Genomic DNA, 12195 nt, shown 5'->3' with positions numbered 1-12195 from the left:
ATATCGAGGTGATAAACAGCTACCGATAAAAAGCATCATAAAATCATATGGTTAATGTGAAGTTTTAGCATGGGTGTTAAAAGTGGGATAACGAGAGAATGCTTGGCTTACTGAGGTCAAAAATGTGACTCGATTGGTTGCGATTCACATCGGCATAATTTTGGCGGAAATGAATAGCTAGACAAAATATTGACGGTCGATTTTGCATCGGAATTTGGATATTATCTGCCCGCAGTACTTTTCATGACTAACATGATTAATTAACTATTAAGTTACTAAAAGAATAATAACCTATGAAATTATCTCTAAAGCAAAAATTAATTACAGCAATGTTGTCTGCTGTACTATTGATGGCAGTGGTATTAACCATCTTGTCTGCGCAACAACTTTCAACACAGACGCATGATGCAATCTCAAGTCGTGCGAATAACGTATCGCTTGCGGCAGTAGAAGGAATAGAAAATTGGATCGGAGTGAGAAAGGACATTGCGACCGCTTTTAATCCATTCTCAGAAGTAGAAGATAAAGTACCCTACCTAAAACAAGCACGTGTCGCTGGTGGCTTTGACGACATCTTTTTGGGGACTCCAGATGGTGGAATGTATCGTTCTCACCCAGAGCGTAACAGAGCCGATTACGATCCTAGAACGCGCCCTTGGTATCAGGATGCAGCGTCTGCCAATAAACAGATTATTACTGAGGCATATCAAGATGCCATTACCAATGCTTTGCTGGTGACCATCGCTGAACCTGTAAAGAAAAATGGTCGCTTAGTTGGCATCGTTGGTGCCGATGTATTAATTGATCAGTTAGTGCAAGACGTCATTAGTTTGAACGTGGGACATAATGCCAGCGCGATGTTGATTGACTTGTCGAATAATACCTTCCTTGCCCACCAAAATACCTCGTTGTTATTAAAGTCAATGACGGAGCTAAGTCCCGAATTGACGACGTCTGCTATCAGTGAGCTCGCGTCTCGTGGTGAGATGGCAGAAGTGACCATCCAGGGCGTAGAGAAAATGCTGTACTTTACAAAGGTTCCAGAAACTAATTGGGTACTGGCGGTAGAGTTAGATAAGCAAACGGAGCTAGCAAAACTGAACAGTGCGCTGACGCAGTTAATACTCACGTCAGTCGTCATCGTTATTTTTGTTGCCGCAATCGCCTCTTGGATGGTGAGTTTTCTTATTAATGATTTAGCGCGAGTCTCTAAAGCACTAGCGGAGATTGCATCTGGTGAAGGGGACTTAACTAGCCGTTTAGAACCAAGAAGTAACGATGAAGTGGGTCAGTTAGCTCGTAACTTCAACACGTTTGTTAGTTACATGCACGAAACGATTATGAAGCTTACCGATGTATCGGTCGCCTTGTCAGAACAAGCGAAAGATACCGCGAGCCACGCGCGCGTCCGAAGCCAGCGTATTCAAACGCAGCAAGATGAAATCAATATGGTCGCCACGGCAATCAATGAGATGGCAGCGGCGACTCAAGAAATTGCTAATAACGCTGATATGACCGCTAATAACTCTTCTGAGGCCGTAGAGGCGAGTAACCATGGAGCGGGTCAAGTATCTGCGACACAAAACTCAATTCAAAATCTGGCTCAAGAAGTGGATGTTGCTACCACGGTGATTCGTGAGCTCGAAGTTCATGGTAGTAGCATCAACACCATTTTATCTACGATTCAAGGCATTGCCGAGCAGACGAATTTGTTGGCTCTGAATGCCGCAATTGAAGCCGCACGAGCGGGCGAGCAAGGTCGAGGGTTCGCTGTGGTTGCTGATGAAGTGCGTGTATTGAGTCAACGTACTCATGCATCGACTCAAGAGATTCAGCAGACCATCGAGACACTTCAAGCCACAACAGGCAAAGCGGTTGGTATTATGAATGATAGCCGTGGCTTAGCTGAAACCAGTGTAGACGATGCCAACAGTGCAGCGGCAAGCTTGACTCAAATCTTGTCGGCGGTAGGGCAAATCAGTGATATGGCAACGCAAATCGCGACAGCGGCAGAAGAGCAAGCGTCGGTGACCTCTGAAATTACTCGTAATACTCAGGGTATCCGCGATGTTTCCGATGAATTAGCCGAAGAAGCGCATGAAGCTGCTCAACAAGCGGTAGAGTTGTCAGAGCTGTCGCAGAAGCTAGGTCGCGAGATTGGTCGATTCAAGATTTAGTTAGGTAACACTCAGATCTAAAAACTAAAAGAAGGCTCATCAGAGCCTTCTTTTTTGTGTGTACCATCTGATATCAGAGGGAAGGTTAGATTGCGGGATAGTCGGGATAGTCAGGTTTGCTGCGTCTATATCCAGATATCGTTAAGCACGGTATTTTCATCATAGTGATAGGCAAGCTGTGCTTGGAGCAGTTCTGCAGTCGCCACCGCATCGGTTAATGCATGATGGGGCGGGTAGTCAGGCAATCCGTAACGACGGCGAGTTTGCCCTAAACGGACCGAGTCGGCTTGCTTACCTTTCAACATATTGATTACACCAGCTGTGGCGCGTTTTTGGTAGACAGACTCAATTTGCATTGTGTCGATGACCGGAAATTCGATGCCTTCACCTATCATGCCCTTTAATGCATCATCAAAGAAACCACGTTCAATTGGGTTGTAATGCACCACGATGATATGTCCTGCCAGCGAATCCAACACATCGCCAAGGATATCTTTGAATTTTGGTGCGTCTAAGATGTCATTATGAGTAATACCATGGATGACCACAGACTCTTCTTCTAAGATGGCCTTAGGCCTTACCGTCCAGTGCTTAGCGGCATTGAGTCGTATCCTTGAGGTGGTGAAAGGCACAAGGCCAATTGAGAGGATGCCATCTTTCTCTGGGTTTAACCCTGTCGTTTCAAAATCTAGAGCAACAAATGATACGTCTTTGAGCAGCGTATCGCTGTTGGGCAACCCCTTAGCGTAAAACGCCTGCAGACGCTCATCCTGAGCGCGACCCGCTAGCGTTTTAAACTTGCTTTGCCACTGTATACTAGGCGCACTAAATAGCTTTTTTATCATAATCCACACTCACCACTTAGACGGCTCTATTTAAAATTATTGTTAGCTTGATAGCGAAATTTTAGGAAATTCTGGCCATTACTCAAGACTTGGAACGCATCTTTAAGGTTGCGACGTTCAAAGTCGGACAAGTTTTCTGGCTCAATGTTGTTGTCTGGCGCGATGCCCATCTGAACATCCATAGCTTGGTGGCTGATACGAACCATTGAGATGAATTCCATGGCATCTTTCAAGTCACGAGCGCGTCCTTTTGGCAATATGCCGGCGTCGTGGATGTCGTCTAAGCGCTCGAATGAGTTGGTAGAACGAGAACCAACCGCTAGGGCATGGACACGAATTAAATCAGCCAGTGGCGCTGTACCGCGACGTTTTAGGTTGATGGAGTTGTTGTGTTGCCCATCTTTTTCCATCACAAAATCTTTGAAAAAGCCTAATGGAGGAGTACGATTAAGCGCATTTCGCGCTAAGCAGGCCAAAAAGCGGTTATTTCTTCTTGCTCTTCTGACGATGAAGCTATTGAGTTGCTCTGCCCATTTGAGCTTGCCGTAAACCCCATCCAAATCGAAAAAGATAGACGCATTGAGTAATGCTTTTGGGTTTGGATCATCAATCCAATCTGAGAAGCACGCTTCCCATTCTTTTCTCGTCATGCGCCATTCCGGATTCGTCGCCATGATGTCACCACTGCAGTAGGTATAACCACAATCGGCAAGCGCATCACAAATAAAGGTCGAGAAGGCTTTAAAGTAAGCGCCGTGTTTCTTTTCGTCGTAGCTGTCGTCAAGAATGATGGCATTGTCTTGGTCGGTGACCATGAGTTGTTCATCGCGTCCCATGGAGCCAAGTGCTAGGAAGCAATAAGGAATAGGGGCATGACCTAACTCTTCTTCAGCAAGCTCAATGATGCGCTGTTTGAAACTGCGGCCAATTACTGACATTGCCGTGCCGACCATGTGTGCGTTGGCGTCTTCATTGACTAAGCGAACGAAACTATCGCGAACTTGATCAGACAGCTGCTTAAGCTCTTCAACCGACTGCTGCTGGAAAATACTACTTACTAATAGGAGTGAGTTTTGAGACTCGTAGCGAACGATATCGGATGTTTCGATAACACCAAGAGGAATTTTGTTTTTTACAACAGGTAAATGATGGACGTTATAGCGCAGCATGATAAGCATGGCTTCGTACACATAGGCGTTGTGATCGAGTGAAATAAGGTCGGTAGACATCACGGAAGCCACTTCATCTTGTGGACTTAGGTTTTGAGCTAACACTCGCGTACAAAGGTCTCTATCGGTAATGATACCAACGATGGGTGAGGAATCATCTTCATCGTTTTCGGTGATATCAGGATTGAGAATGAGCAGGGATGACACTTGTTCGTCGGCCATTTGCTTCGCCGCTTCTTGAATGGTTCTATGCCGATCGATTGTGGCAGGTTCACCAGTGAGTAGCGTTCGGACTTTTGATGTGGTGAGGTCGTTAGTGTTGCTATTGTTGGAGACAGTTTGTCTTAGCCTGACTCTGTCTTCAACTTCAACAAAGTCGGCAAATGAATCAAATTTGTCATAGAGCTCTTGAAATACCTCAGCGGATAAGCAGTAGACGAGCGTATCTTCGACCGCTTTGGCTGGGAATCGGACTTTATTATTTGTCAGCAGACCCATTTGCCCAAAGAGATCGCCTTCGTCCAATCGGTTGTACAGCTCGCCCTTACGACGGTAAACCTCTACAACGCCACTTCTAACCATATAGAGGTCATTGATCTCATCACCAAAATGTATGATGGGCGTATCTTGGCGATAGTAGGCTATCTCAATATGTTGAGACGCATACAAAATGGTCTCTTCTGGTAGTTCATCAAAAGGAGGGTAGCTGGCGAGAAAGTGTTGGATCTCTATGAGTTCTGCGTCCATGTGCGGCCTTAAGTACTATTTAAATGTAATTACGTACTATCTAAATGTAATCGTGATGGGTTAATAGTACACGCAGAAACACAAAAGGTCAGCCGAAGCTGACCTTTATTTTTATCAAGCACAAACGCTAACACGTTGATTAATAAGCTAGTTAATACGCTAAATGACAGGCGAATTCACGCTTAATTGTGCATCGCAGTACGGTTATAAAACTGCCGCTATGCCTTTACACAATGGTGTCATGTTAGATTTCGTCATACCAGCAACGCTGATACGGCCAGAGCCAACAATGTAAATTGCAAACTCGTCTTTTAGGCGGTTTACTTGCTCTTTAGACAGCCCAGAGAAAGAGAACATGCCATTTTGACGCTCAATGAAGCTAAAGTCCGCATCTACGCCTTCTGCTTTTAGCGTTTCAACAAACAGGCCACGCATTTCTTGAATGCGATCACGCATTTCCGCTACTTCGTTTTCCCATTCAGCACGAAGTGCTTCATCGTTAAGAATGTATGTAACAACCGCAGCGCCGTGAGCGGGTGGGTTAGAATAGATTGAGCGAATGATGCCTTTTACTTGTGAGAAGGCTGTCGTTGCGATTTCTTCAGACGCAGCAACAAGAGTGAAGGCGCCTACACGCTCATTGTACAGACCGAAGTTCTTTGAGAATGAACTCGCGACTAGAATTTCTTTATTGTATTTAGCAAAGGTGCGTAGGCCTTGAGCATCGTCTTCAACGCCTTTTGCAAAGCCTTGGTATGCAAAGTCGAATAATGGGATCAGACCTTTGTCCGCTACCAGTTTTGCTAATTGCTCCCACTCGGCAGGAGTAGGGTCGATGCCAGTTGGGTTGTGGCAGCAGCCATGTAGCAAAACAATATCGCCCACAGCGGCTTGCTCTAAATCAGCCACCATGCCTGCGAAGTCTTTGTCTTTTGTTTCTGAGTTGTAGTAGCTGTATTGGGCTGTTTCGATGCCAGCGGCAGCAAATACGCCATTATGGTTCGCCCATGTTGGATTACTTATCCAAATTTTAGCGCTGCTAAGTTGGCGTTTAATAAACTCCCCAGCTACGCGAAGTGCGCCAGTGCCACCCGGAGCTTGTGCGGTTTTTGCCAATTTTTCGTTAACTATCGCTGAATCAGCACCGAATAGCAGTTTTTGTACAGCTAAACCATACTCAGCTGTGCCTTCAATCGTCAGGTAAGATTTTGTTTTTTCATTTTCTAGCAATGCTGCTTCAGCTTTTTTTACTGTAGCAAGAACAGGGGTTTGGCCTTGCTCATTTTTGTAGATACCAACGCCGAGGTTAATTTTTTCTGCACGAGTGTCTTTTTTAAACTCTTCAGTGAGGCCAAGTATAGGGTCAGCGGGTGCAGCTACAACTTTTTCAAACATAATCTTCATCCATGTTAATTGAAGGGGCAAATGTGAACATATTTTGTGACGATAACAGCCTATTTATACCTCTGTAGGCCATACGTGACAACCAGATTAAAGAAGAAAACAGAAAATTAGTTTGATTTGGAGCAGAAAATGGCGCTAATTCGTTCTTTTTGTAATTTTGAAGCGGAAACGTTTGCTAATCTCGTGAGTAAGAATGGAGTCCCAAACACCAATTTGGCATTTGGGAACAATGAGGTTGTTATTTTTTTAGATTGATTTCTGATTCGTGCGCTTGAGTTTCAATGTCTGGATGTTGAGTAAGTTTTGATTCAACCCAATCATTCAAATGTTGAAGTACAGCCGAAATCGCGTGAGCTTTTGATGGGGTTGCGCTTTCTTCAACGTTAAGCTTAGCTCTGGCGTGAAGTCCCATTTCATCTTCTGCCACGTGAAGCCAGTCTGGGTGCCAGTAATAAGGTTGGCCATTGGAAGCTTCCCATTTATGAACACCGTTGGACTCACCTCGATATTGAATATCAGATTCAGTAAATTTGCTCATCATTAACACCTTTTATCCTATCAGCCGTATCGCTGATTTGAATTACTGTATTGTTATTTTAAATATAGTGCTGGCGAAGAAAGAAACCAAGCCGAATGATGGATTGAAAATGAAACGTAAGGGTGCAGAAATGTAAGGTGAAATAGCAGTATATAAGGGAAGAGGGCGGCAAGAGCTTTGAGTGAGCGGGCGTAAAAAAGGCCACCCTAAGAGTGACCTAATTATTATACCTAAACGCTGCTTAGAAGTTAGCAGAGCGTGGCGTACGAGGGAATGGAATTACGTCACGAACGTTGCCCATACCTGTTACGTAAGACACTAGACGCTCAAAGCCAAGTCCGAAACCTGCGTGAGGCACTGTGCCGTATTTACGTAGATCGCGGTACCAGCTCATGTGCTCAGGGTCGATGCCCATAGCAATCATGCGCTCATCTAGAATATCTAGACGCTCTTCACGTTGTGCACCACCGATGATTTCACCAATACCTGGTGCAAGTACATCCATTGCCGCAACCGTTTTGCCGTCGTCGTTTAAGCGCATGTAGAAAGCTTTGATGTCTTTCGGGTAGTTTTTAACGATAACTGGCGCTTTGAAGTGCTCTTCAGCTAGGTAACGCTCATGTTCAGAAGACATGTCGATGCCCCACTCAACGTCGAACTCAAATTTCTTACCAGAATCTAGTAGGATTTGGATTGCGTCAGTGTAGTCAACTTGTGCGAAATCTGCGTCAACAAATTGCTCTAGACGAGCGATGGCTTGCTTGTCGATGCGAGAAGCGAAGAACTCAAGGTCATCGCGACGCTCTTCAAGAACAGCAGCAAACACGTATTTAAGCATGTCTTCAGCCAGTTTTGCAGCATCATCAAGGTCTGCGAAAGCAATTTCAGGTTCAACCATCCAGAATTCCGCTAGGTGGCGGCTGGTATTTGAGTTTTCAGCACGGAAAGTAGGACCGAACGTGTAAACTTTGCTTAGTGCACAAGCGTAAGCTTCAGCATTAAGTTGGCCAGATACGGTTAGGAACGTCTCTTTACCGAAGAAATCTTCGTTGAAGTCCACTTTGCCCGCTTCAGTGCGAGGTAGGTTTTCCATGTCTAGCGTAGACACGCGGAACATTTCACCTGCGCCTTCTGCATCAGACGCAGTGATAAGCGGAGCCGAAGTCCAGAAGAAACCTTGCTCGTGGTAGAAACGGTGAATCGCTTGAGATAGACAGTTACGTACACGTGCGACTGCGCCGATGACGTTAGTGCGTGGGCGAAGGTGCGCTACTTCACGAAGGTACTCAATAGAGTGGCGAGTCTTAGCCATTGGGTATGTGTCTGCATCTTCAACCCAGCCAACGACTTTAACGTCAGTGGCTGCAAGTTCGAAGTCTTGACCTTTTGCTGGAGATTCAACAATCTTGCCCGTTACTTCAACAGAACAGCCAGTCGTTAACTTAAGCACTTCTTCGTCGTAATTATTAAGATTATTAGGGACCACGGCCTGAATCGGGTCGAAACAAGAGCCGTCGTAAATGGCAAGGAAAGAGATTCCAGCTTTGGAATCACGACGTGAACGGATCCAGCCGCGAACAGTTACTTCACTGTCTACTGCTAGCTTGCCGCCAAGTACGTCTGTTACAGGCGCGTAAGTCATGTTATTCATCTTCTCCATGGAGGTAAAAAACCACTCAATGTTCATTGTTTAAAATATGAACGTTATATTGAGTGGAGTATAAATTTCTTTTCAAACAGATATATTACCTGTCAATTTTCTTGGTTCAACCTTTATTGTGGTTAATCAGCCTTTATTGTGGCTATTCAATACAAATTGATTAAGTAATGTCTCTAATTGATGGGAAAGCTGTTGCAAATCCATGCTGATTTGATGAGTTTGTGTCGCGGCTCCAGAGGTTTCGTTGGCGTGTTCTGTTATAACCACGGTCTTTTGTCCAACGCTTGCGCTAGTTTGTCGGTTAGCTTGAATCTGAGTTTGAACGTGATTCGCAATGTCGGTTGTTGACTCTATTTGTTCGACAACTCGCTGCATTTTGCTGGCTAAGGCTTGAACTTCATCAGCACGCTGATGGGCAGTTTGTGAGACTTTATTCACGGCTTGTACCGAAAAGCTACTGCCTTGTTGGAATTTGGCAATAATGGCTTCTATATCACTGGTGGCCTCGGTTGTTCTGCTCGCAAGTGAGCGGACCTCATCGGCAACAACGGCAAACCCGCGACCTTGTTCCCCAGCTCTCGCGGCTTCAATGGCTGCGTTTAAGGCGAGCAGGTTAGTTTGGTCTGCAATGCCTTTAATCGTAGAGAGAATAGCTGACACTTGTTCGGTTTGCTCGTTCAGTTCGGAGATGTGTGTTGATACTTGGCCAATATCTTGGACTAAAGATTCGATATCAGCGCTGGCGCTTTGTGCTTCTGAGCTACTGGCTTTGGTGAGTTGGCAAGTTTGCTGCATGAGTTCGGAGGCTCGTTCGGTTGCTTCGCTCACCGTGCTTTGCTGTTGCTCTAATAGTTGCATGTTGCTCTCAACGGCCGCGGTTTCATCAAGTTGTCTTTTGGCGGTTTCCTCGTTGTTTTGGGCTATATCAGTCAGCTTGTCGGCATTGGCGCTAACGGTCTTTGCCGTTGACTGGACCTTATTCAAGCTTTCAGACACGGTATCTAAGAACGCGTTGATATCGTTAGTGAGATCGCCAACCTCATCATTTTGGTGTTGAGATAGACGGATCGAGAGATCTTTACTGCCGCTCACTCTGTTCATAAATCGGGATGTGGTTTGAACGGGTGCAACGATGAAGCGGCGAGCAATAAAAATAGTACATAGGTAACCAATAAAGGCAATTGCGGCCATGATTGCAACGGCAATAGCCGTACGCTTATTAATTAAACCGTTCACTTGATTTAAGTTGTATTCAATTCGAATCGCACCAAGTACCTCCCCTTCTTCTGTCATATGGCAGGTTATACAGTTAGTACCTCGATAATCCGCACTGGCTTTCATTGGCAGGGCGACAACTAATCCATTCCCCCATTCTGCTTTGAAGGGTTCTAATACGGTTTCACCAAGTAATGCACGTTTATCTATATCATCGATAGGGACTTGGTTGGCTAGCCCTGCACCGTAGAGTTTGCTTACTGCGTCGCCACGTAGTACACGCACGGTTTCTATATTCTCTTGTGCGAGCGCTTTATTTCTAAGCGTTTCCTTTTGAGCCATGGTACCGGTGAGCATCATCATGTTCAGGCTATCAAAGTAGTTACCCGCTTTGTCATGGAGTTGTTCACCGAGTACGGAATAAATGAGCTCGCGTTGCTGGTTATATTGATAGGTTGTTGAGGTAATCACAACAGTGCCAAATACCAATATAAGCGCGATAAGTAGTTTATTAGTTATTGTAAGTCGCATAATTGTTTTTGTTAAAAGGTTGGGCTGACGGAGTGAATGGTAAGTTAATTTCAATGGGTGGGGAAGGTTATAGATGCATAAAACCTCGTAAAGCTCATGGTTTTTGTTGCAACTTGTATCATTTCTGAGAATTGAAGCAATCTATTATTGAAAGTTCGTTAGTTATTGAATACTCGACTAAAAGGAATAATTCACCTCTTTGATGGGTTAATTGGTGGTATTTGGCATTCATGGAATCTTAATCTGCTTCTGACCGTGCATTGACAGGGGGTGGCTGGCACAAGAGTAAAACGAGGGTATATGTAACTAAATGTATTTGCTCATGCCTTCTTTATCTTTTGAACTACAAACTGTGGATGTTAAGAAATCGTTGATCCAACGTTTTTTTCGGCCACTGACGCTCTTAATGCTTGTCACTTTATCGTCCTTTTATCTGTGGACGCTGTATCTTGCCGCCCACCCTAACGTCACCGTCGCTTATCAAGTCTATTATATCGATAAAAAAACGCATTACTGGGCCAAAGCAAATACAGAATTGCTTTGGCCTAGTTCTGGAGTCGTGACTGCCAGTGACAACTCTCCGTACTTTAGTCGGGCTGGCTGGGCTAAGACCGCGAGTGAGGGGGCGAGGGTTTTGGTTCATTCTGGAGGCTTGTTTTTCAATTTTTCTCAGGTTCCTAAAGGGCCAGTACGAGTGCAGCTTTCCTTATCTAAATCCATTACTGAGCCGGTTTATTTGTCGTTGGGAAATGGCAACAAAGTAAAATTAATGCCAATGGGTTTTGAAATGTTAGAAGCGCTTATCCCGGCTGGTGCCATTAGCCCTAAGCTTCAGCATTGGGAAATTGAAACACCAGCGAGCTTAACTATTAAACAGATTGCGATACAGGAGTTAACCTCATGAAGTGCAACAACGATTTCATCTTATCAATATTGGTTCCTGTGTATAACGAAGAAGCGTCTATTACCCCATTTATACAAGCTCTTGACGAGGTGCTGGATCCAATAAAAGCCAACCTTGACGTCGTTTTTGTCAACGATGGTAGCAGTGATAATACCAAGCAGGTTATTGAGTCGGTAATGGCCTCAGATCCCCAAGTAAGCTTAGTGAATCTAGCTCGTAACTTCGGCAAAGAAGCGGCGATGACAGCGGGACTTGACTATGTTAAAGGCGATGCTTGCGTCATTATGGATGTTGACTTGCAAGACCCACCAGAGCTGATTCTGGAGTTTGTTGAGTTATGGCAAACCAAGCAGTGGGATACCATTTATGGCGTTAGAGTTGATCGCTCCAAAGATACATGGTTTAAGCGACTAACTGCGGGCGGCTTTTATCGATTTTTCAATTGGGTAACTTCGGATACTAAAATACCTGAAAATGCAGGGGACTTCCGATTAATCGATCGCGTCGTGATAGATGCACTTCGTCAACTACCAGAGCGTAACCGTTTTATGAAAGGGCTGATGGCGTGGTCGGCCTTTCGCTCGACAGGAGTGACATTTCAACGCCCGGAGCGGCATGCAGGTGAAACTAAATTCAACTATTGGAAACTGTGGAATTTTGCTGTCGATGGGATATTTAGCTTTACCGCATGGCCTTTAAGAATTTGGGGGTTTGTTGGTTGCGCGATTTCTTGTCTTGCCTTTTTATTTATGTTGAAGATTGTCATTGGTGCGACATTTTTTGATGTCAAAACGCCAGGCTATGCGTCCACTATTAGTGTCGTTCTTTTTCTAGGTGGCATTCAACTCATCTCATTGGGAATTATTGGTGGTTATATTAGCCGTATGTACAGGGAGTTAAAGCAGCGGCCTATATACCTTGTAGAAGGGGTTTACGGTCGATATGGAAAGCAGGAAAAATCACAAGAAATCTTAAACCACCCAGCTAGAAAGGCGAGTTAATCCG

General features: G+C 44.9%; 9 protein-coding genes. 3 read left to right on the top strand and 6 right to left on the bottom strand.

Going from position 1 to position 12195, the window contains the following annotated elements; all coding sequences use genetic code 11:
- Window positions 1-293: 293 nt before the first annotated feature.
- On the top strand, window positions 294-2177 hold the full coding sequence (locus tag L4D05_RS18095) for a methyl-accepting chemotaxis protein (RefSeq protein ID WP_428794828.1): 1884 nt from the start codon (window positions 294-296) through the stop codon (window positions 2175-2177).
- A 125-nt stretch (window positions 2178-2302) separates the two neighbouring features.
- Here L4D05_RS18095 and L4D05_RS18090 read toward each other — a convergent pair whose 3' ends face one another.
- From L4D05_RS18090 to L4D05_RS18065, 6 genes are all read right to left on the bottom strand, one after another.
- Window positions 2303-3019, bottom strand: a complete 717-nt coding sequence (locus L4D05_RS18090) for a 3'-5' exonuclease (RefSeq protein ID WP_428753592.1) — start codon at window positions 3017-3019, stop codon at window positions 2303-2305.
- A gap of 29 nt (window positions 3020-3048) precedes the next feature.
- Window positions 3049-4938 carry a DUF294 nucleotidyltransferase-like domain-containing protein gene (locus L4D05_RS18085; protein WP_428753482.1) on the bottom strand — a complete coding sequence of 630 codons (1890 nt, stop codon included), beginning with the start codon at window positions 4936-4938 and terminating at the stop codon, window positions 3049-3051.
- Between the two features lie 204 nt (window positions 4939-5142).
- A complete protein-coding gene (locus L4D05_RS18080) occupies window positions 5143-6333 on the bottom strand; it encodes an amino acid aminotransferase (RefSeq protein ID WP_428794827.1) in 1191 nt (396 codons plus the stop codon).
- A gap of 247 nt (window positions 6334-6580) precedes the next feature.
- The gene (locus tag L4D05_RS18075) at window positions 6581-6880 is read right to left on the bottom strand and encodes a hypothetical protein (protein ID WP_428753590.1); all 300 of its coding nucleotides are present in this window, start codon (window positions 6878-6880) and stop codon (window positions 6581-6583) included.
- 241 nt (window positions 6881-7121) lie between these two features.
- Window positions 7122-8522: an asparagine--tRNA ligase gene (gene asnS, locus L4D05_RS18070; protein ID WP_428794885.1), complete on the bottom strand. Its 1401-nt coding sequence runs from the start codon at window positions 8520-8522 to the stop codon at window positions 7122-7124.
- A gap of 144 nt (window positions 8523-8666) precedes the next feature.
- Window positions 8667-10286 (bottom strand): methyl-accepting chemotaxis protein, encoded by a 1620-nt coding sequence (locus L4D05_RS18065; protein WP_428753479.1) that lies wholly within the window; start codon window positions 10284-10286, stop codon window positions 8667-8669.
- 322 nt (window positions 10287-10608) lie between these two features.
- Between L4D05_RS18065 and L4D05_RS18060 the strand changes: the two genes are divergently transcribed.
- Both L4D05_RS18060 and L4D05_RS18055 read left to right on the top strand, forming a co-directional pair.
- The gene (locus L4D05_RS18060) at window positions 10609-11190 is read left to right on the top strand and encodes a hypothetical protein (protein WP_428753477.1); all 582 of its coding nucleotides are present in this window, start codon (window positions 10609-10611) and stop codon (window positions 11188-11190) included.
- Window positions 11187-12191: a glycosyltransferase family 2 protein gene (locus L4D05_RS18055; protein ID WP_428753475.1), complete on the top strand. Its 1005-nt coding sequence runs from the start codon at window positions 11187-11189 to the stop codon at window positions 12189-12191. The genes L4D05_RS18060 and L4D05_RS18055 overlap by 4 nt, the downstream gene beginning before the upstream one ends.
- Window positions 12192-12195: the final 4 nt, after the last annotated feature.

This window comes from Vibrio nomapromontoriensis, assembly GCF_050337205.1.
Taxonomy (GTDB): domain Bacteria; phylum Pseudomonadota; class Gammaproteobacteria; order Enterobacterales; family Vibrionaceae; genus Vibrio; species Vibrio nomapromontoriensis.
Note: the sequence above shows the minus strand (reverse complement) of the source record. Positions and strands in the feature narration are given on the sequence as shown.

Bases quoted from the DNA above. Each gene is read 5' to 3' on its own strand.
- L4D05_RS18085 (WP_428753482.1), bottom strand. From the start codon at position 4,938: ATGGACGCAGAACTCATAGAGATCCAACACTTTCTCGCCAGCTACCCT.
- L4D05_RS18055 (WP_428753475.1), top strand. From the start codon at position 11,187: ATGAAGTGCAACAACGATTTCATCTTATCAATATTGGTTCCTGTGTAT.
- asnS (WP_428794885.1), bottom strand. From the start codon at position 8,522: ATGACTTACGCGCCTGTAACAGACGTACTTGGCGGCAAGCTAGCAGTA.
- L4D05_RS18080 (WP_428794827.1), bottom strand. From the start codon at position 6,333: ATGTTTGAAAAAGTTGTAGCTGCACCCGCTGACCCTATACTTGGCCTC.
- L4D05_RS18060 (WP_428753477.1), top strand. From the start codon at position 10,609: ATGCCTTCTTTATCTTTTGAACTACAAACTGTGGATGTTAAGAAATCG.
- L4D05_RS18065 (WP_428753479.1), bottom strand. From the start codon at position 10,286: ATGCGACTTACAATAACTAATAAACTACTTATCGCGCTTATATTGGTA.
- L4D05_RS18095 (WP_428794828.1), top strand. From the start codon at position 294: ATGAAATTATCTCTAAAGCAAAAATTAATTACAGCAATGTTGTCTGCT.
- L4D05_RS18075 (WP_428753590.1), bottom strand. From the start codon at position 6,880: ATGAGCAAATTTACTGAATCTGATATTCAATATCGAGGTGAGTCCAAC.